16 protein-coding genes are annotated in these 21,288 nt (G+C 60.0%); 8 read left to right on the top strand and 8 right to left on the bottom strand.

Features of this window, described 5'->3' with window-relative positions; genetic code table 11:
* Positions 1-94: 94 nt before the first annotated feature.
* Together AC56LY_RS14380 and AC56LY_RS14385 are read right to left on the bottom strand one after the other, a co-directional pair.
* Positions 95-1,528 carry a methyl-accepting chemotaxis protein gene (locus AC56LY_RS14380; RefSeq protein WP_499580577.1) on the bottom strand — a complete coding sequence of 478 codons (1,434 nt, stop codon included), beginning with the start codon at positions 1,526-1,528 and terminating at the stop codon, positions 95-97.
* Between the two features lie 72 nt (positions 1,529-1,600).
* The gene (locus AC56LY_RS14385) at positions 1,601-2,572 is read right to left on the bottom strand and encodes an aromatic alcohol reductase (protein WP_499580579.1); all 972 of its coding nucleotides are present in this window, start codon (positions 2,570-2,572) and stop codon (positions 1,601-1,603) included.
* Positions 2,573-2,705: 133 nt separating this feature from the next.
* On the opposite strand from AC56LY_RS14385, the gene AC56LY_RS14390 reads away from it, so the two are divergent.
* From AC56LY_RS14390 to tal, 5 genes are all read left to right on the top strand, one after another.
* On the top strand, positions 2,706-3,635 hold the full coding sequence (locus tag AC56LY_RS14390; protein ID WP_499580581.1) for a LysR family transcriptional regulator: 930 nt from the start codon (positions 2,706-2,708) through the stop codon (positions 3,633-3,635).
* A 138-nt stretch (positions 3,636-3,773) separates the two neighbouring features.
* Positions 3,774-5,243 carry a glucose-6-phosphate dehydrogenase gene (gene zwf, locus AC56LY_RS14395; RefSeq protein ID WP_499580583.1) on the top strand — a complete coding sequence of 490 codons (1,470 nt, stop codon included), beginning with the start codon at positions 3,774-3,776 and terminating at the stop codon, positions 5,241-5,243.
* 9 nt (positions 5,244-5,252) lie between these two features.
* Positions 5,253-6,107, top strand: a complete 855-nt coding sequence (locus tag AC56LY_RS14400; RefSeq protein ID WP_183555662.1) for an SIS domain-containing protein — start codon at positions 5,253-5,255, stop codon at positions 6,105-6,107.
* Between the two features lie 35 nt (positions 6,108-6,142).
* Positions 6,143-6,640, top strand: coding sequence for a free L-methionine (R)-S-oxide reductase MsrC (locus tag AC56LY_RS14405; protein ID WP_332531379.1), 498 nt, complete (start codon positions 6,143-6,145; stop codon positions 6,638-6,640).
* 19 nt (positions 6,641-6,659) lie between these two features.
* Complete coding sequence (gene tal / locus AC56LY_RS14410; RefSeq protein ID WP_499580585.1) at positions 6,660-7,589, top strand: transaldolase; 930 nt, start codon at positions 6,660-6,662, stop codon at positions 7,587-7,589.
* Between the two features lie 326 nt (positions 7,590-7,915).
* On the opposite strand, the gene AC56LY_RS14415 is transcribed toward tal, so the two are convergent.
* Positions 7,916-8,572: a TetR family transcriptional regulator gene (locus tag AC56LY_RS14415; RefSeq protein ID WP_307732143.1), complete on the bottom strand. Its 657-nt coding sequence runs from the start codon at positions 8,570-8,572 to the stop codon at positions 7,916-7,918.
* Positions 8,573-8,696: 124 nt separating this feature from the next.
* Here AC56LY_RS14415 and AC56LY_RS14420 point away from each other — a divergent pair, with 124 nt between their 5' ends.
* Genes AC56LY_RS14420 through AC56LY_RS14430 form a run of 3 tightly spaced genes read left to right on the top strand, consistent with a single transcriptional unit; the run spans position 8,697 to position 14,677 of the window.
* A complete protein-coding gene (locus AC56LY_RS14420; RefSeq protein ID WP_499580587.1) occupies positions 8,697-10,019 on the top strand; it encodes an efflux RND transporter periplasmic adaptor subunit in 1,323 nt (440 codons plus the stop codon).
* Positions 10,020-10,043: 24 nt separating this feature from the next.
* Complete coding sequence (locus AC56LY_RS14425; protein WP_499580589.1) at positions 10,044-13,232, top strand: efflux RND transporter permease subunit; 3,189 nt, start codon at positions 10,044-10,046, stop codon at positions 13,230-13,232.
* A complete protein-coding gene (locus tag AC56LY_RS14430) occupies positions 13,229-14,677 on the top strand; it encodes an efflux transporter outer membrane subunit (RefSeq protein ID WP_499580591.1) in 1,449 nt (482 codons plus the stop codon). The genes AC56LY_RS14425 and AC56LY_RS14430 overlap by 4 nt, the downstream gene beginning before the upstream one ends.
* Before the next feature lie 102 nt (positions 14,678-14,779).
* Here AC56LY_RS14430 and AC56LY_RS14435 read toward each other — a convergent pair whose 3' ends face one another.
* The 5 genes from AC56LY_RS14435 to AC56LY_RS14455 form a co-directional block, all read right to left on the bottom strand.
* Entirely contained in the window at positions 14,780-15,040 is a 261-nt protein-coding gene (locus AC56LY_RS14435; protein WP_499455406.1) for a PAAR domain-containing protein, read from the bottom strand.
* Entirely contained in the window at positions 15,033-16,415 is a 1,383-nt protein-coding gene (locus AC56LY_RS14440) for a T6SS immunity protein Tli4 family protein (protein WP_499580593.1), read from the bottom strand. The genes AC56LY_RS14435 and AC56LY_RS14440 overlap by 8 nt, the downstream gene beginning before the upstream one ends.
* Entirely contained in the window at positions 16,412-17,695 is a 1,284-nt protein-coding gene (locus AC56LY_RS14445) for a PGAP1-like alpha/beta domain-containing protein (RefSeq protein ID WP_499580595.1), read from the bottom strand. The genes AC56LY_RS14440 and AC56LY_RS14445 overlap by 4 nt, the downstream gene beginning before the upstream one ends.
* Before the next feature lie 48 nt (positions 17,696-17,743).
* On the bottom strand, positions 17,744-18,151 hold the full coding sequence (locus AC56LY_RS14450) for a hypothetical protein (RefSeq protein WP_499580597.1): 408 nt from the start codon (positions 18,149-18,151) through the stop codon (positions 17,744-17,746).
* A 74-nt stretch (positions 18,152-18,225) separates the two neighbouring features.
* Positions 18,226-20,958, bottom strand: a complete 2,733-nt coding sequence (locus AC56LY_RS14455) for a type VI secretion system Vgr family protein (RefSeq protein ID WP_499580599.1) — start codon at positions 20,956-20,958, stop codon at positions 18,226-18,228.
* Positions 20,959-21,288: the final 330 nt, after the last annotated feature.

The raw sequence follows: 21,288 nt of genomic DNA on the forward strand, positions 1-21,288 counted from the left end.
GGACGCGAAGCTTAACAGGCCTCCAATTGCGTTGCCAATATCGATTTTGCCTATGCTTATATCGGGAATCGGCAGATAGGAGCATGCGCCCCGCTCAGCCCATCATCCGGGCCGAATCGTAGCCGATGCGCACCGCGCCCCAGTGCTTCCCGTCGATCACGATCGGCATCGACAGATCGTTGATCACCTCACCGGTATCGCGCAGATAGGTCTGCAGCAGGAACGGCTCGCGGTTCTTCGCCAGCCGGATGCCCACCGGGTCGTCGAAGATCCGCTTGTTGCGGCAATACACCAGATCGTGCTCGCGCTGCCCGTTGGGCGGGCGCGAAAACTTGGTGTTGTGGGTCGGCGCGAAGCCGCGGTTGTCCACGGCCAGCGCGTAGGCGGCGCCCGGCAAATCGGTGAGCACGCGGTCAAACAGGATTTGCAGGTCGCGCTCGACGATGCGGTCGTACGACGTGGTAAAGCGCGGCGGATCGGACTGCGCGATCGGCTGGTAGCTCTGATCGAATACGTTGGCGCCGCCCGCGGCATGCCGCTTCAGGCACGCCAACACCTCTTCGCGCAGCACGGTGGTTGCGTCGACCAGCGCGTCGAATGGCGTGCCGCCGGTGCGGAAACCCGCCAGCACGCCTTGCAGCTCCTCGGTTGCCAGCCGCACTTCGTCGACCCGGCGCGACGCATCCTGCATCGTTGCTGCCGCCCCGGACGCATTGCTCGCCACTTCGCCGACACGCGCCCCGATCTGCTGATTGACACCGTCGAGCGACTGCATCGCCAGTGCCATCTGGTCGACGGTTGCGGTCATGCGCTCGAAATCCGCCACGAAGGTCGTCAGGTGACTCGCCGCGCTGCCAGCCTCGCGCGCCGAGACGTTCACGCCGTCGAGGATACTGGCCGTCGCACTGGAGGTCGATGCCACCAGCCCGCGCATCGCACTGCTGGCGGTCGCGATCTTCACGGCTTCCGTGTTGACGACCTGGGACAGGCGCCGCACTTCGGACGCCACCACGGCAAACCCGCGCCCGGCCGGGCCGGCACGCGCCGCTTCGATCGCGGCATTGATCGCCAGCAGATTGGTCTGGTTGGCGACGTTCTCGATGACGGTGCCGAATTCGCCGATCTCGTGCAGGTGCCCGACCAGTTGCGACACGGTGTCCGAAAAACCGTGCACCTGCGCCTCGATGGTGCGCATGCGCGCTTCGAGACGTGTCAGTTCATCCATCGACTCACGCGCCGTATGCAGGTTGCGCGCGGCCGTGTCGGCGATGCGCAGCGTACCGGCATTGACGCCGGCCGACAGCTCGGTGACTTCGCGCGCGGCAGCGGCCAGCGCGCTGGCCGCCTGGTGCTGGCTCACGGCCTGGGCCTGTGCCTGGTCGACTTCCTTGCGCAGGCGTGCGGCATTGATCGCCGTGCGGATACTGCCATCGCGCGCCTTGACCACCAGCGCGCGTATGCTGCCGCCCACGGCCCGGCCACCGAACGGCGACAGTGCCTGTCCCACACTTTGCATCCAGCCCATCATGTCTCCCTCGTCCTCAGCTCGAACGGCTGCGGTATTTACGTGTGGAAACTATAGTCCCATTCGGTGGAACTGTCATTCATCATGGATGCCGGTGGGCTGATTGTCTGCGCGGCGCGACAACTGCGCGAGCCAGGTGCGGATGTCAGAGGTCGGAATACCGCGCTGCACGTTGTAGGTATTCTGTTTGCTCCAGGCCAGCCCGTCGCCGCGCGCGAAGGCCAGGCGGTAGCGTGCCTTCGTATCGTCCGGCTGTGCGGCGAGACCGGCCCGCAGCGCTTCCTGCGTCAGCAAGGTACGTTCGACGCTGCGCCCCGTCACCTGCTCGACGATGTCTGCCAGCTGCCCGTACGAGACGGTGTCACTGGCCAGATACACGACCTGGTTCGCGATGCGGGGCATCTCGAACAGGACTGCGGCGGTACACCGGCCGATGTCATCGGGCGTGGTGACTGTGACCTGCGTATCCCAGCTTCCCAGGCCGCGCACGATGCCGGCGTCCAGGTCGACGATGCCGGCCGTCTTCTCGAACAGGAAACTGGTGAACATGCCGGTCGAGATGATGATCCACTCGGTCCGGTCCTGCCCGCGCAGCATGCCGCGCACATCGAACTGCTCATCGAATACCGGCTGGCCACTGCCCTTGCCGACGATGTCGTAATCGACCCCGAACTGCCACGGAATATGCCGGCGCACGCCGGCAGCCAGCACCGCCCGGGTCAGCCGAAGCTGGGTACCCGGGCCGGCGACGAAGCCGGTACAGTTGATGACGGTGTCGAACGGACGCAGCAAGGCGATGAGTTCCTCTTCGCTGCGCTCTGCCAGGTCGAACGGCACCAGGGAGACATCCAGCGCGTGCAATGCGGCGTGATCCTGCCGCTGCTGCGGGGTCGGCGCGGCGATCGAGCCGGGCGTGACCAGAACGGCCAGCGCGCGCCCCGCAGCCTTCTGGCGCGGCGCCAGATGGCGCAGGATGGCCATGCCGAGTTCACCGGCGCCCAGCACCAGCGTGTGACGGGCATTGTCTGGATTGTCGTGGTTTGTCATGTGAGTTCCTGTCTTGGTGAATGGCGTGAAGTATGGTCACCCACCCTTTTGCGCGTAAGCCCGCCCGCCGGCATTTCAGAATTGCGATGGATGGGATAATCGACGGATCAGGCAGATCAGCGAGGCAGGATCGATGGACAAGTTACGGGCAATGCAGATTTTTTCGCGCGTCGTCGAAGCACGCAGTTTTGCCGGTGCGGCCAACATCCTGGCGGTGCCGCGTTCGACGATCAGCCGCTCGATCCAGGAACTCGAAGCGTCCCTAGGCGTGCGCCTGCTGCAGCGTACGACGCGCACCCTGCACGTCACACCCAACGGCAGTCTGTATTACGACCATTGCCAGCGCATCCTGAGCGCCATCGAAGGGGTCGAGGCCGCCCTGTCCGACAGCACGGTCGCACCGCGCGGACTGCTGCGTGTCGACATGACATCCTCGTTCGCACGGGCCGTGGTACTGCCTGGCCTGCGCGCGTTCCAGACCCAGTATCCGGCCATCGACCTGACCCTGACGCTGGGCGACCGCCCGGTGGAACTGGTGCAGGAAGGCGTCGATTGCGTGGTGCGGGCCGGCACGCCGGCGTCATCGGCACTGCTGGTGGCGCGCCATCTGGGCAGCTTCGACTGGATCACCTGCGCCTCGCCCGATTACCTGGCGCGCTGCGGCACGCCGCATTCGCTCGATGCGCTCGACGCGCATGACATCGTCGGCTACCAGTCAGCCGCCACTGGTCGCGCGACCGACTGGCGCTTTACGGTCGATGGCGCCGAACGCACGATTGCGAGCGGCACCCAGCTCATCGTCAATGACACCGATGCCTATCTGGGCTGCGGTCTCGAAGGGCTGGGGCTGATCCGGGTCGCCAGCTATGTGGCGTTGCCGCACCTGGCAGCGGGTCGTCTGGTGCGCGTCCTGTCGACAGTTCAGGGGCCACCCGTTCCGCTGTCACTGATCTATCCGCAAGACCGGCATCTGGCCTCGACCGTGCGCGCGTTCGCCGACTGGCTGGGCAAGCAGGTGCACGCGCAGCAGAACGGGTGGCAGTTCCCACCACCACGGCCGTGAAAATCGGGCCTGCGCCGTGCTAGTGGCAGATATGGCACCATGAGTCGTACCTGCAGAAACGTAGTAGATTTTCTTGATCCCATATAAATTATGTAGTAAATTTACAAAACCATTTTACTGACACCGATCCGACCCATCATGGCGATTCCCGATTTTGACCTCGTATTCTTTGGCGGCAGTGGCGACCTTGCGATGCGCAAGCTGTTGCCTGCCATGTTCGCGCGCGACGTGGCGGGCGACCTGCCGGCCAGCGCCCGCATCATCTGCGTCGGGCGCGACGACGCCACGCAGGAAGAATTCCTGCACATGGTCGAGACCAACTCGAAGCCGCACATCAAGGAAGCGCCATCTGGCGCCAACTGGGACAAGTTCCTCGGCCGCATCACCTATGTGGCACTGAACGCCACCGATGCCGGCACCTACGGCGATCTGGTCGCCGCCCTGCGCGCCGATACGTCGCTCACGCGCGTCTACTACCTGGCCACGCCGCCGCAGATCTTCGCCAAGATCTGCGACAACCTGGCCGCCACGGGCCTGGCCACGCCCAATTCGCGCGTGGTGCTCGAAAAGCCGCTGGGCCGCGACCTGGCCTCGGCCAAGCAGATCAATCTGGACGTGGGCAAGGTCTTCGCCGAGTCGCAGATCTATCGCATCGACCACTATCTGGGCAAGGAGACCGTGCAGAACCTGCTGGCCCTGCGCTTCGGGAACATCCTGTTCGAGCCGCTGTGGCGCCGCGAATGGATTTCGGACGTGCAGATCACCATCGCCGAGAAGATCGGCGTGGGCAACCGCATGGGCTACTACGACAACTCGGGCGCGCTGCGCGACATGCTGCAGAACCACCTGCTGCAACTGCTGTGCATCGTGGCGATGGAGCCGCCGGCCTCGATCGCGCCGGACGCCGTGCGCGACGCCAAGCTGCAGGTACTGCGCTCACTGAAGCGTTTCACGCCGACGACGCTGACGCACAATATCGTGCGCGGCCAGTACCGCTCGGGCTACATCGACGGCCAGCCGGTGCCCGGCTACCGCGACGAACCGGATGCGCCAAAGAGTTCGCGCACCGAGACCTTCGTGGCGATGAAGGCCGAAATCGACACCTGGCGCTGGGCCGGCGTGCCGTTCTATCTGCGCACCGGCAAGCGCATGTCCGACCGCCTGGCCGAAATCGTCGTGCGCTTCAAGCCGATCCCGCATTCGATCTTCAACCAGCCGACGTCGAGCTTCCAGCCCAACAGCCTGGTGATCCGCCTGCAGCCTGATGAAGGGCTGTCGATGAACCTGATGGCCAAGACGCCGGGCGACTCGATGCGCCTGAAACAGGCCGAACTCGAACTCGATTTCCGCGAGCAGTTCACGTCGCCGCGCATGGAAGCGTACGAGCGCCTGCTGCTCGACGTGCTGCGCGGCCAACTGACACTGTTCATGCGCGGCGACGAGCTGGAAGCGGCGTGGGAATGGGTCGAGCCGATCCTGGAACACTGGGAACAGGACGACACCTCGCCCGCCCCGTACACGTCCGGCACCTGGGGGCCGGCTGCGGCCAGTGCCCTGATCGGGCGCGACGGCTTGCAGTGGCGCGAAGAATCGCTGCCCGAAGACTAAGGCTGACCCATGCTGCTCGACTCGATCCGCACCCAGCTCGACACGCTCTCCAAATCGGAGCGCAAGGTGGCGCTCGCGGTGCTGGCCGCGCCGTCCGGCACCGTGAGCCAGAACATCACGGCGCTCGCGCGCAACGCGGGCGTGTCGGAACCGACCGTCGTGCGCTTTTGCCGCACGCTCGGTTACGACGGCTGGCACGAGTTCAAGCTGAAACTGGCGCAAGGCCTGGCGCTGGCCCTGCCCGGCGCGAATGAGGCGCCGCATCAGGACGACCTGGCGTCGGACCTGATCAACAAGATCTGCAGCCGCTCGATCAACACGCTGCTCGACCTGCGCAACAACCTCAAGCCGGAGCTGGTCCAGCAGGCGCTCGAGATCCTCGCGCGCGCCAACAAGATCGAGTTCTACGGCCAGGGCACGTCCGGCTTCGTGGCGGCCGACGCGCAGCACAAATTCTTCCGCTCGGGCGTGCCGACGGTGGCCTACACCGACCCGGCAATTCACTCGATCGCGGCGGCCCTGCTGCGCGAAGGCGATGCGGTGGTCGCCATTTCGCAGCGCGGCAACAACCCGGCGCTGACCCGGTCGGCCAAGCTGGCCAAGGCCGGCGGCGCGCAGGTGATCGTGCTGGCGCCATCGGGCACGCCGCTGGCCGAGATGGCCACACTGCTGATCCCGATCGATCTGGTATTTGCAACCGACCCGTACACGCCGATCTCGGCGCGCCTGGCGTACCTGGTCGTGATTGACGTGCTGGCGGTGGGCCTGGCGCTGCGGCGCGGGCCGGAGTTTCGCAAGAAAATGCAGAACGCGCAGAAGGCGCTGCAGGAGTTCGACATGCAGTTCGATTCGTTCATCGGCTAAAATAGTTTTTTTATTGACCGCCAAATGGCAACGCCATGCACATCAATCCAGAACGCAGCGACCGCCCCGATTACGACCTGCTGGTACGCCAGGTCACGAGCATCCTCGAAGGTGAACGCGACCTGACGGCCAATGCGTCGCAGTTCTCGGCCCTCGTCTACGACACCATCGCCGACCTGAACTGGGCTGGCTTCTACTTCACCGTGCCGTCCAAAAAGGGCGAAGGCAACGATCTGCTGGTCGGCCCGTTCCAGGGCAAGCCTGCCTGCGCGCGCATCCCGTTCGGGCGCGGCGTGTGCGGCGCCACCGCCGTCAAGCGCGAGACCATCGTCGTCGCCGACGTACATGCATTCCCGGGCCATATCGCCTGCGATTCGGCGTCGGCCTCCGAGATCGTGATCCCGGTGCTCAAGGACGACCGGCTGATCGGCGTGTTCGATATCGACAGCCCGAAGCTCGAGCGCTTCAGCGACGAAGACCGCGCCGGCCTGGAAGCCATGCTGGCCGCGTTTGTCGCGGGCACCGATTTCTAAGAATATTCAAGAGACCACCATGAACCAACTCGAACAGCTCAAGCAATTCACCACCGTCGTTGCCGACACCGGCGACTTCCAGTCGATCAAGGCCTACACGCCGCAGGACGCGACCACCAACCCGTCGCTGATCCTGAAGGCCGTGCAAAAGCCCGAATACCGCCCGCTGCTCGAGAAAGCCATCGCCAACGCGCCCGACGCGTCGATCGACGGCATCATCGACAGCCTGTTGATCGCCTTCGGTGTGGAAATCCTCAAGTTCGTGCCAGGCCGCGTGTCGACCGAGATCGATGCGGCGCTGTCGTTCGATACCGAGGCCACGGTGGCCAAGGGCCGCGAACTGATCGCGCTGTACGAAGCGGCGGGCGTGTCGCGCGAGCGCGTGCTGATCAAGATCGCCTCGACCTGGGAAGGCATCCGCGCTGCCGAGATCCTGGAAAAAGACGGCATCCACTGCAACCTGACGCTGCTGTTCTCGCTGTGCCAGGCCGTGGCCTGCGCCGAAGCGGGCGTCAAGCTGATTTCGCCGTTCGTCGGCCGCATCTACGACTGGTACAAGAAGTCGACCGGCACCGATTACCAGGGCGCCGACGATCCGGGCGTGCAGTCGGTCAAGGGCATCTACCAGTACTACCGCAAATTCGGCTACGCCACCGAAGTGATGGGCGCAAGCTTTCGCAACACGTCGCAGATCCTCGAGCTGGCCGGTTGCGACCTGCTCACGATCTCGCCGGACCTGCTGCAAAAGCTGGCCGACAGCGACGCGCCGTTCGAGCGCAAGCTGGTCAAGGACGACAGCGCCGATATCGAGAAGATCGCGATCGACGAAAAGACGTTCCGCTTCATGCTCAATGAAGATGCGATGGCGACCGAAAAGCTGGCCGAAGGAATCCGCGCGTTCGTGGTCGATTCGATCAAGCTGAAAGTAATGATCGAAGGCATGCGCTAAGCACACCAGTTGCCCAAACAAAAACCCGGCTGCGGCCGGGTTTTTTGTTGTTTTACATCTGTACAAACAAACGTCTCACAGCCGGGGGCACACAGCCGGGGTCAGGTCTGACATTCGGACACGACCTCAGCCTTGGCCACTATTAACGGTGTCGTGCCCAGTACTAACATGGCCTGGTGTTAGCTAATCCCGGCTCCCCGACTGTCGAGATCGTGTCCAAATGTCAGACCTGACCCCCGCTTTTTTTGATCGACTGTCGAGATCGTGTCCGAATGTCAGACCTGACCCCCGCTTTTTTCTTGGATTTACATGTGTAAAGCCGGGGCTCAGCGTGCGCGCAAGCCTGCCATGTAGGTATCGATCAGCTCCGCGCCCAGGTCGACCAGCTCGAATGCGCCCGGCTCGAAGATCCAGTTGCGGATCAGGCCGTCGAGCATGACCCAGACCGACATCGACGCCTTGCGTGGATCGACCGTGGCCGGCAGCGTGCCGTCGGCCATGGCTTGCGTGAACTGCTCCTGCAGCCGGCCGCGCCAGCGCGCCACGGATTCGCGCTTGTGCGCGCGCGCCGAATCGACCTCGTCGGTAAATTCGGTCTTGAGCGTGGCGATCTCGAACACGCGGCGCGCCTTTTCGTCGCCTTCCACGATTTGCAGCACCGCCAGCATTTCGTTGCGCAGGCTTTGCAGCGGATCGGTGTCCGCGCGTTCGCCTGCCAGCTTCACGGCGGCATCCATCGGCATCGTGGCGCGTTGCATCATGGCGCTGAACACGGCGCCCTTGTCGACAAAATGCCAATAAATCGCACCGCGCGTCACGCCCGCCGCAGTAGCGATATGCTGTAAAGTCGTTCTTGAAACGCCATTTTTTGCGAACAAAATTTCTGCTGCGTCAAGGATGCTGTCGCGTGTTGCGGCGGCTTCTTCTTTCGTCCTGCGGACCATATTCGGGGGGTACTCCAAAATTCCAAGGGGGCAAAACATTTTACATACAGTCGTGATAGTATATAAAACTATTTGCAAAAGCCAGTGTTGATATCACCCTCCGCATATTTGCATGACGGGCGTGTGACATCGACGCGTTACTAACTAGAAGGAAGCACACGTAATGCGCCCTGCCCAATCCTCGTCCCTGTCCCTGACCCGGGTCGCTGCCGCCACCCTGGCAGCCCTGGTTCTGTTGTCCGCCTGCGGCAAGAAAGATGCAGCCCCAGCCGGCGCCGCCCCTGGCGGCCAGCAGGCTCCTGCCGTCCAGGCCGGTGTCATCACCACCAAGATCGAAACCGTCGCATTGCAGACCGAGCTGCCAGCCCGCGTCGAGGCAATCCGCACCGCACAGGTCCGCGCCCGCGTCGATGGCAACGTCCAGAAGCGTCTGTTCACCGAGGGCAGCATGGTCAAGCAGGGCCAGGCGCTGTATCAGATCGACGCTGCGCCGTACCAGGCCCAGGTCGCTTCCGCCCAGGCTGACCTGGCACGCGCCCAGGCCAATCTGGTCGCGGCCAAGGCAATTGCCGACCGCTACAAGCCGCTGGTCGAAGCCGCTGCCGTCAGCAAACAGGAATTCGACAACGCCATCGCGGCGCAACGTCAGGGCGAGGCCGAAGTAGCCGCCGCCCGCGCGCAGGTTCGCGTGGCGCAGATCAATCTGGGCTACACCAACGTCAATGCGCCGATCTCCGGCCGCATCGGCCGTTCGCTGGTCACTGAAGGTGCGCTGGTCTCGGCAACTCAGTCGACCGAGCTGGCCCTGATCCAGCAGACCGACCGCATGTACCTGAACATCACGCAATCGGCGAACGACCTGCAGCGCCTGCGCAAGCAGGCCGGCGGCAAGATCGATGCCGAGCTGCCGGTCACGGTCGTGCTCGACGACGGTACCGTGCTGCCTCGCAAGGGCAAGCTGCTGTTCTCGGACGTGACTGTCGATGAAACCAGTGGCCAGGTCACGCTGCGCGCTGCCATCGACAATCCGGACAACGCCCTGCTGCCAGGCCAGTACGCACGCGTGCGCCTGTCGCAGTCGGAAACGCGCGGCATCCTGGTGCCGCAGCAAGCGGTCACCCGTGGCGGCCAGAACGGCGATACCGTGATGGTCATCGGTGCCGACAACAAGCCAGTATCCCGCACGGTCAAGATCGCGTCGCAGCAAGGCGAGAGCTGGATCGTCATCGACGGCCTGAAAGAAGGCGAACAAGTGATGGTCGACGGCTTCCAGAAGCTGCAGATGCTGCCGCCAGGTACCCCGGTCAAGCCGGTGCCATGGACCCCGGCCGGCACCCAGGCGCCGGCCCAGGCAGGCGCCCCGGCGGCTCAGCCGAACGCTGCCGGTGCTCAGGCCGCCGCTGGTGCGAATGCTTCCGGTGCGCGCACCCCGAGTTCCGGTTCGCCGGCAGCGGGTGCAACGACCCCGGCCAACAGCAGCCGCTAAGAATAAAACGAACAGGACTTTTCAATGGCACGTTTTTTTATTGACCGCCCAATTTTTGCATGGGTGATCGCGCTGTTCATCATGGTGCTGGGTACTGTTGCGATCAAGCAGTTGCCGATCGCCCAATACCCATCCGTGGCGCCACCCGCGATCGTCGTCAACGTCACCTACCCGGGTGCGTCGGCGCAGACTCTGGAGGATTCCGTCATCTCGATTATCGAACGAGAGATGAACGGTGCCCAGGGCATGATCTACATGGAATCGACCAGCCAAGCCAACGGCACTGGCTCGATCACCATTTCCTTCGAGACCGGCACTGATCCGGAACTGGCCCAGGTCGACGTTCAGAACCGCCTGTCGCGCGCGACCCCGCGTCTGCCGCCGGCGGTAACGCAGCAAGGTGTGCGCGTCGACAAGTCGCGCTCGAACTTCCTGCTGTTTACGATCCTGTCGTCGGATGACCCGAAGATGGACAATATTGCGCTGGGCGACTACGCCTCGCGCAATGTGCTGCCTGAAATCCAGCGTATTACCGGTGTGGGCCAGGCCCAGCTGTTCGGTACCGAAAAGGCCATGCGGATCTGGATCGATCCGACCAAGCTGGTCGGCTACAACCTGTCGCCGGCCGACGTGACGAGCGCGATCTCGCAGCAGAATGCCCAGGTCGCATCGGGCACGATCGGTGACTTGCCGATCGCGCAGGGCCAGCAGATCAGCGCCACTGTCATCGTGACGGGCCAGCTGTCGAACGTCCAACAGTTTGGCAACATCGTGCTGCGCGCCAATCAGGACGGCTCGACCGTGCGCCTGAAGGACGTGGCCCGCATCGAAGTCGGCGGCCAGTCATACAGCACCACGGCGCGCCTGAACGGCAAGCCATCGGCAGGTATCGGCGTGCAGCTGGCACCATCCGGTAACGCCCTTGAAACCGCGGAACTGATCAAGGCCCGCATGGCAGAGCTGCAGAAGCTCTTCCCGAACGGTATCAAGTACTCGATTCCTTACGACTCCACCACCTTCATCTCGATTTCGATCGAGCAAGTGGTCCACACGCTGATCGAAGCGATCGTGCTGGTGTTCCTGGTGATGTATCTGTTCCTGCAGAACTTCCGCTACACGCTGATTCCAACCATCGTGGTGCCAATCGCACTGCTGGGCTCGTTCGCCTGCCTGCTGGCGATGGGCTTCTCGATCAACGTGCTGACCATGTTCGGCATGGTGCTGGTGATTGGTATCGTCGTCGATGATGCCATTGTGGTGGTCGAGAACGTCGAGCGCATCATGAGCGAAGAAGGGTTGCCGCCGCTGGAAGCCACGCGCAAGGCAATGGGCCAGATTTCGGGCGCCATTATCGGTGTGACCGTCGTCCTGATCGCCGTGTTCGTGCCGCTGGCGTTCTTCGCTGGCGCGGTCGGTAACATCTACCGTCAGTTCTCGGTGGTCATGGTGACCTCGATTGCCTTCTCGGCATTCCTGGCACTGTCGCTGACCCCGGCGCTGTGCGCGCACTTGCTCAAACCTATCGAAGCTGGCCACAATCACACCAAGAAGGGCTTCTTCGGCTGGTTCAACCGCAAGTTCACCACCGGCGCCAAGAAATATGAAGGCTTCGTCGGCGCCCTGATGAAGCGTGCCGGCCGCTGGATGGTCGTGTTTGCCGTGCTGGTCGTCGTGGTCGGCGTGCTGTTTACGCGCCTTCCGAATTCGTTCCTGCCGAACGAAGACCAGGGTTACGTGATCGCCAACGTCCAGCTGCCGCCAGGCGCGACTGCCGAACGTACCGGCGCCGTCCTGCGTTCGATGGAGGAGTTCGTGATGAAGCAGCCGGAAACGGCCAACATCGTGGCCATTACCGGCTTCTCGTTCTCGGGCCAGGGCCAGAACATGGGTCTGGCGTTCATCCCGATGAAGGCATGGGACGAACGCAAGGGCGACGGCCAGGACGCGCAATCGTTCGCCGGCCGCATCACCGGTCACATGGGCGCGCTGCGCGACTCGTTCATCTTCGTGGTGAGCCCGCCGCCGATCCCGGAACTGGGTACCGGCACCGGGTTCTCGTTCCGCCTGCAGGATCGTGCCGGCAACGGCCACGCTGCCCTGCTGGCCGCGCGTAACCAGATGCTGGGCATGGCGTCGCAAAGCAAGATCTTGACGGGCATGCGTCCGGAAGGTCTGGAAGATGCACCGCAGCTCAAGCTGAACATCGACCGCGACAAGGCGCAAGCCCTGGGCGTGACCTTCGCCGCGATCAACACGGCGCTGTCGACATCGATGGGTTCGTCGTACGTCAACGACTTCCCGAACGGTGGCCGCCTGCAGCGCGTGATCGTGCAGGCCGATGCGCCCCAGCGTATGCAGCCGGACGATTTGCTGCGCATCAATGCGATGAATACCCAGGGCCAGCCGGTGCCGATGTCGTCGTTCGCGACGACCGAATGGACCACCGGCCCGATGCAGACCAACCGCTACAACGGCTACCCTGCAATGAAGCTGACCGGTGAACCGGCGCCTGGTTACTCGAGCGGCGAAGCGCTGGACGAAATGCAGCGCCTGGCCGAGCGTCTGCCGCCTGGCTTCTCGTATGAGTGGACCGGCCAGTCGCGCGAGGAACTGCTTTCGGGCTCGACCGTGTTCATCCTGATCGGCTTCGCGCTGCTCGCGGTGTTCCTGGCCCTGGCCGCACTGTATGAAAGCTGGACCATCCCGGTGGCGGTCATGCTGGTGGTGCCGCTGGGTATTCTCGGCTCGCTGCTGGCAGCCAATATGCGGGGCTTGTCCAACGACGTCTACTTCAAGGTCGGCTTGATTACCATCATTGGTCTGGCGGCGAAGAACGCGATTCTGATCGTCGAATTTGCCAAGGACCTGCAAGCCGAAGGCAAGTCGCCGTTCGACGCCGCGCTTGAAGCGGCCCACCTGCGCTTCCGTCCGATCATCATGACCTCGCTCGCCTTCATCCTGGGTGTGCTGCCACTGGTGATCGCCAGCGGCGCCGGTTCGGCATCGCAGCGCGCCATCGGTACCGGCGTGATGGGCGGTATGATTACGGCAACCGTGCTGGGCGTGATCTTCGTGCCGGTGTTCTTCGTCGTTGTCCGTACGCTCTTCAAGGGCAGCGAGCGCCAGAACAAGATGTATGCCCATGCGCAGGAAAAACAGCATGAGCTCGAGAAACAGGAACGCCAGGCCGCAGAACAAGGGAAACAAGTATGATTAAACACATCAAACTGATCGTCACGCCACTGGCGCTGTCGATGGCACTCGCCGGCTGCATGTCGCTGGCGCCGGACTATGAGCGCCCTGCTGCTCCGGTGGCAAGCGCCTTCCCGGCTGTGCCGCAAGCGGCCACGGCATCGACCAGCCCGGTGATCAACCAGGCACCGGCAGCCGTGGCGTGGCAGCAGTTCTTTGCCGATGCGCGTCTGCGTCAGCTGATCGACCAGGCACTGGTCAACAACCGTGACCTGCGCATCGCGATTGCCAACATCGAGCAGGCGCGTGCGCAGTACCGCATCACGCGCGCCGATCGCCTGCCATCGGTGGGCCTGGGTGTCAGCGGCAACCGCCAGACCGTCGGTGAAGACCAGCCGATCAACAGCCAGTACCAGGCGGGCCTGCAAGTCACGTCGTTCGAGCTCGACCTGTTTGGCCGGGTGCGCAACCTGAGCGAAGCCGCGCTGGCGCAATACCTGGCCACCGAAGAAGCGCGCAAGACAACGCAGATCAGCCTGATCGCATCGGTTGCCAACGCGTATCTGCAACTGCTGGCCGACGAAGAGCTGCTGCGCATCACGCAGGACACGCTCAAGACGCGCCAGGATTCGGATCGCCTGACGCAGCTGCGTTTCGAGAACGGCGTCGCATCGCGCCTGGATATCCAGCAATCGCGTTCGCTCGTTGAAACGGCCCTGGCCACGCTGGCGCAGCAACAGCGCTTCCGCGCCCAGGACATCAACCTGCTGACGCTGCTGGTCGGCCAGCCGCTGCCGGCGGACGTCTCGAGCGGCGCCACGCTGGCCAAGACCGAGCTGCCCGACCTGCCGGCCGGCCTGCCATCGGATCTGCTGGTTAACCGCCCGGACATCCGTGCGGCCGAGCAAGAGCTGATCGGAGCCAACGCCAACATCGGCGCGGCGCGCGCGAACTTCTTCCCGCGCATCTCGCTGACGGGCAGCGCCGGCAGCGCCAGCACCGAGCTGTCGGGCCTGTTCGAGAGCGGCACCTGGGGCTGGTCGTTCGCACCGCAGGCGATCCTGCCGATCTTCGACTACGGCCGCAACACCGCCACGCTGGGCGCCGCCCGTGCCCAGCGCGACATCGCCGTGGCGCGCTACGAGCAATCGATCCAGACCGCGTTCCGCGAAGTGGCGGATGCCCTGGCCGGCCAGGCGACGTACAGCGAACAGCTGCGTGCGCAAGCTGCCGTGACCGAAGCCGAAGCCGACCGCTTCAACCTGTCCGACCTGCGCTTCCGCAGCGGCGCCGCCAGCCAGCTCGACCTGCTCGATGCACAGCGTTCGCTGTTCCAGTCGCAGCAATTGTCGGTGCAGGCCAATCTGCTGCGTTTGCAGAACCAGGTCGCGTTGTATCGCGTGCTGGGCGGCGGCTGGGTGGAACCGGCGGCGCAAGCTGGCGGGACGCCGGTGGCGGCGAGGTAAGTTGCATCGCTGCTGCTGAAGTGAATGAGAACCGGGCCTGTGTGGCCCGGTTTTTTTTTGCATGTGAAGGTCGGCTTGGAAGGCCCGGACGCGTGGCTCGCCCTAGCTGTGGGTGAATGTCGCGATGGTCGAGATTAACATAGCGCCGCAGCTGGTCTTATGGCCGTTATAAGCAACCGGCTTGCCATTTATCGTTTGCATAGGCTTGCCCTCCACAATAGTGCCGTCACCGTGGATCGGGCATGCACATGTGTCGCCAATGCAGGCGACGGCGATACCGCCAACGGTGAAATGGGTTGCGGCGACGGCAATGACCTTGCCGCCGTGGCTTGTAGGATCGTGCAGGCGGATGACGTTAGGCATGGCTATCTTTTGATTTGTGGATATCTTCGCAAAGACCATCGATTTCCTCTGCGATAGAAGACGGTGGGGAATAGGCTACCAATTGCCATTCAGTTTGAGCAATACGGTAAACGTCACCGATAAGTGTCCTTAGAAGACTCTTATGGCCCGCCACAATCACTGGTGGGATTTTCTCCCCTTCGCAGAATATACGAGATCGCTCCCCCTCGATTCTTCGCTTGTCAGTGCATTGCCATTGCCCCGCTTGCGGACATACGTTGCCTGATTGAATTGTAGTTCCTAGCGGTGCTTTTTGACTTAGCTTTTTGGCCACGGTTGCATCGCTTGGCTGGCGTATGTCGATAGACGGCAGCAATCTGTCCCACAGGGCCAAGGCTTCGTCATCTGTAAGGGTGGGTTTGACCTTGGCTTTCGCGTCATCCTTTACGCCAGAATCGAGTCGAATATCCAGCAAAGGATGCAGCGAGTTGTTTGCCTCACCAACGCTGAAGAACCGGAATTCATGTGCATCTGTATCATTCTTGTAAGCCGGTCGCCTGGTGAGAATTTCTTCACCATGCCAGACTCCCAGTTGACGGGGTCCTTCTCGTAGCATTTTTATACTGGAGAAAAAGTTTCCTAATCCAAGATTGGCAGCATGTTCTTTCGCTTGTTGCCGCAGCCGCCCCGGAGCACTATCCTCTTGCAAATAATCATGGTTTCTACGTGCTTCGATAGAAATTCGGACATCTGGAATTTCTTTTAGATAAATACCTATAGCACTATTTTCGTATTCTGCATCAACTTCCAGAAAACCCCCTTCAACGCACATTCCCATTTCTGCAGGAATTTCATTCTCAGAGCGGGATCTGAGCTGACCAGCAATTTTATTTATCAATGAAACATTGTCCTCACTGGGCATTGCACTGCTGATGTAGTGAATAAAAAGGTCATTTTTCATTGGAATATAAGAATGAATCGAATAACTTACTGAACTTTTCGCCCCGAAGATAATTTTCTGACCTGGGATAATACCATCGACGACTTCTCCAATTTTTGGCAGCTTGGCGAGTGAGTAATCTGCCAAGTAGCTTTTTTCCACTTTGATTTCTTGCAAACGTGAATTTACCAGTGTAGAGATATTCGAGGATTGGTCGGGGTAAAACTGTATATTTCCATCAACTGAAATAGGCCCGTAGATGACAGATGCGTCCTTTGGAATTTTTACGCGCAATCGTCCAAAACATACCATACGTGTATGCTCAAATATTTTATCTATTTTCTTAGACGCCGGCATCAGCTTACCCTCTCTTCCGTTGACGATTATAATAACTAACAATATCGCCAGTATAAAAATCAACCATGCAAAAAAATGAGAAATAAGCCTTCTCATCATTTATTCCATTTCATTGTTGAAATTATTTTAAATAGACAATATAAAGTTGATGCCAATACAACAGGATTCGAGTAACTCCCCTGATGCTCGTAGCCTTGCTGTCGGAATACACCTTTAAATTTTCTACTTAAAAGCTGTGCATCTGCTGAATGAGACGGCACGGTTTGATCGCCAGGGGCATCTGGACCAAGCATCTCGACACTTAAAAAATTAACCTTTCTGACATCTTCTGGTGCTTTCAGATCGACCAGACTAAGACTTCCTTTTCGATTGTCTTCCACAATCTTTAACGAATCAATATTTTTTGAATCGACCACATCATCAACCTTCCAAGTCACTTTGTGCCAAGCCTTTCTATCAGGATCGACCCCATAGTGAGCGTAACTTTGATCGTGATAAGTATTCTCAATTTTAGCGTGGAAGCTCTTAGCGTCGTCCAATAAATTCAAAGTCTTTTGAATTCCAACTCCTATCGCATTTGCCGGATTAATCCATCGTTCTCGGAACAGACTAAACCACTTCGCTCTTACTTTATAAATTTCCTCGTATGGACACTGCGCAGGCCAGCTTTTCAATATTTTCTTCTCATCTCGAAATTCCAGCCAATGAGCCCCGTAAAACTGATTTGGAAGCAGCTCTAAGGCACCCTGAGCATTCGCGAGTACTGCAGTTACGTCTTGTGCGTTATCTCCCAAAACCCCTGCTGTTATTCTTTCTGTCGGTGCTGTCCATTCGCCCTCAACGCCACAACGCATTCGCTTGTAGGCTGCCCCTGCACCCATGGCAGGCATAACTCCGTGAACGACTCCCAAGATTTTATCGTTTGCGTTTCCAATCGCAGGATGTATAACCGCGCGTGCGACTATCCCTCCCATCGAATGTGTTATAAGAATTACTTTTTCACATTCAAAGCCTTCACTTTTATACTTATCAATCAAAGTATTAATTTTTTTTGCAATAACAACACCAGATTCAAAATTTCCTTTAAGCCAGTTATAACCCATTGCATGTACTGGGAACCAACACCCTTTAACGGCGTCTCGCATAGAACTCTCATCAAGGGGGAGCATAAGAATGCTCGGATCTGCCTGCCACTTTTTTGGGTCGATTTTTAGAATATTGGTCTGCAAATATAGATCCATTGCGCCGCCTGAAAATGCAGAATTGAGCTTACTCTCACAGACCTCAAGAACTTTTTGATAACTTCCAAAATAAATTTCCCCCCAGCCTCGCTCCCGAGCTTTTTGGTCCTGATTACGGCGATTTTTAGTCCCCGGCAAATCTGGCTGTAGTAAGGGCCCATCGAGTCTGTTCCAACCTCTATATCCTCAGGTATACGTTACACTTTGATTGCGTGAGTCTGAACTTTCTTCAAGGTTTCCGGTCGGGTTTTTCAAAGGATCGTAGGTGTCAACTTCAGTGTTTTCTGGATCCAGACGCAATTGCCTCTCGATTGGACTATCGTTGTATTGCGCCACAGTCACGCTGGAATTATCTGGCCGCCAGGATATATTATGCGTCCCATTAATCTCTTTCTGGCGGGCTTCCGTCATTCTCAGATTTGACCCCATAATTCCCGGTATAAAAACGATTGGTAACACCCGCTTAGGCGGAATTTTTTGAACTTGTGGATTTTTGTCTTGTTTAGGCGTGACGAAACCTTGAGAAATTTTTCCTTGTTTTTTCTCTGGATTGATTGGCAGCTTGTATCCATTTTTCTTTGGAATAATCTTCATCGCATACCTTTCTTGATTCTTACTGCTGATAGCATCAATGTGACATCTAATACTGATTTTCACCTTTACTATAGTTAGTCGTCGATGGCTTCAATCCTATATTGGGCAAATGGGATATCAGACGAGAAGTGCTGAGTCACTCCATCTGCATTTGTACGCCCTTCCAATACCTGACCATCTTCAACAGTCACTCGATAACGTTGCTCCGCTAATGGCTCACCGGTAGACAAATCAACCAGTCGAACATGCTGATCGTATTCAACATCACTTTCATACATTTGCAACGAAAGCATCCCTCCATCCCCTGCACCTGAAAATTCTGCTTTAGCCGACTTAACCATAAAACTCCCGGTGCACTGATGCGTAATCGCTCCATCCCCAAATGCCGCCTGCGCGCCCTGCGTCACCACTGACACTTTCGGGGCCTGCAAGACGATCTCCTCCGTCGCCGTCAGAACAATCCTTTTCGCTGACGTGATCTCGACGTTGTCATCCTGAGCAACAATCTCCACCTTCCCGCTCGCCGCAACAAGTTTGGTTCCGAGGGAGTGCGCGAACATGCTGATTCCCTGGAGCGCATGCAGCATCAGTTTGCGACCAGCAGATAGCTGGGTATTCCCAACACTGACCAGATCCACATGCGTCTGCGCCCCGATCGTGACGCCAGCCTGACTGCCAATGATCCCCCCCGCCGGTGCCTCGATGGCGACAATGGGCGCACCAGTCCCTGCTGCAGCTTGCCCTGCCGTGTTGCTGCCCTGTTCCCACTGTTGCAGATGCGACTTCACCTGCGACAACGACTCGCCTTCTACTGCATCTGTTTCATGGGCCTCGGCCAGCTCGGCCAGCTGCTTTTGTACGGTCGATAGCGCCTCGGCCAGTCCAGTCAAGCCATCCCGATCCAGCTGCCGTCCCGCCGCTCGCAACGACGCATCCGCGCTGATCAGGACGCCTTGACCACCGCGCAATGCCAGTGCTCCGTCTGTCCGCAATTCAGCGCCTTCGCCACGTGGCACGGCGGCGCCATTACAGCGTGGCTGCGTGAGATAACCCAGGTTGAGTTGACTGTGATCGTGCTCGCTCCCGACCTGTGCGCTGATTTGCCCCGGCGTATCGTCCATGCGCAGTTGATTCGCGCGTCCCCCCTCGTCCTCCCGGCTTACGATTCCTGATAAGTGCCTATCCCCGGGCAGGACGCTGGTGCCGCTGAAAGACGGGGGCGGTGTCCGGTATCCATGGACGCTGCCAATCACGAGCGGCTTGTCCGGGTCGCCGCCCAAAAATACGACGACAACTTCATCGCCTGCGCGCGGCAGCGAGATCGCGCCATATCGGTTGCCTGCCCAACCAGTCGCAACACGCACCCACGCCGAATCCTGGTCGCTGTCCGATGTTCCTGCGCCGCTGGCATGCTCATGGTCTTGTGCGCGACACGCCGGAAATCGCAGCTTGATTCTCCCCAGCGCGTCGCAAAAAATCTCTTGATTTGCAGGGCCGACAACGATGGCGGTTTGCGGCGCCGTGCGCGGCAGATCGATGCGTGGATCGAAGGCAGGAATGATTGGAATGCCGCGCCGTACGCAAGTGAATCGATTGGTATAACGTACGCCCCGCTCGGCGCTGGCGCGCACCAGTTCGCCGCTCCAGCGATTCAGTGTGAATAACCGGTCAGCGCGTTCATTCAGGGTCGTGGGCAGGTTGTTTTCAGCCTCCACCCGCAATTCAGTGCAGACAAACTCACGCTGCGCTTCCGGATGCGAATCGATTTCGCGGTGCCCGCGTATGCTGCGCCACTGCCCGACGCGCATGTCGCGGTCGCCACTTTCTCCCTCGAAGAATTTGGCCTCATACTCTTTGCGCTGGATGCGCGCAAGGCCAAGGTAGCGGTAGTCGTCCGAATTGTCGCCGACGTGCGGCGAGTCGATCAGGTAGTCGTCAAGAGTGGATGCGAACCGGTTGCCTGACTGGCCCTGATTCGCCAGGCTCGTATCCTGGCTGCTCATCGACCATGCAAACCGATAGTTCCAGCTTTGGCGTTCCACTCGACCGGCAGTCAGCTTGCGTACGGCATGCCAGGCAGTGATGCTATCGCGTTGCTCGGTAGCGTGGTCGCGGTGGTAGCGCGCCGGGCCAGCTGGGTTCTGTTCCAGCGCGTTTGGCTGGTCAAACAGCACAAGCGTATGAACAGGCGTGTCGTCGCTCCCCAGTTCATTCGACGCACCGGCGCGGATAAACCACGCAATGCCGCGCCGTTTCCATAGACGGCGCAGAAAGGCGGCATTGGATTCGTTGTATTGCATGGTGAATTCGCGGGCCGGATATGTCTTCAGTCCGCTGAGGTCGAAGCGAAATGCGGCGCTGACAATGGGATTGGATTGGCACCACTCGCGCAGCATGATATTGGTGATGTCGACCTCGCTGCGATTGCGAAATACCCGCGTGTTGCAGGTTTCCTCCAACAAAGAAATCGCGTCCCGGACGATCAACTGATAGGTCGCCAGACCGCCATCGCTCTGCCCCTCCGTCGCGCCTCCGACAATCCCGCAGACCGTGCGGAGCGATCCGGTATCGGTCACGAACTGCAGCTCCACCGGATTGGCGATGAAGTCCTTCAGCGCCAGCCCGGCCCTGAGACATACACATTGCAGCGCATATTCGATCCCGCCACACATTGTCTCTACCCCGCTGACATATTTCACGAGCAGCAGATCGTCGACGATGCCATTGGCGCCCGATAGACGAAGACGTATGGCGCGTTTTGCGTCTGACAATCCCATGATGCTTGCAGCAAGTTGATCGAGTTTCACTGTCGTCGCCTTACGATGAACGCCGCAGAGCACACGGCAACGCCCGATCTTAGCGATGCAAAACTGTGGCGAAGTTGACGATGCGCAACGTGCCGACGGTCATCGTTCCCGCTGTGGCATCCACGCCGCACTGCGTTGTAGCGCGGCGTTGTCCTCCCCAGGGCACCGCAGATGTGGGCGGGGTTGGCTACACTAGCTGCATCGATTGCCGACGACGCGCACACGGCGCCGTGTGACGCCATGAGACATTTCTTCAGATCACACTGGAAAGTCATCCTCGCGATGTTGCTTGCGATGCTACCGTCGGCACCCGAGTGAATAAAAAACGGG

It is taken from the genome of Telluria sp. ZT3P25, from assembly GCF_059685895.1.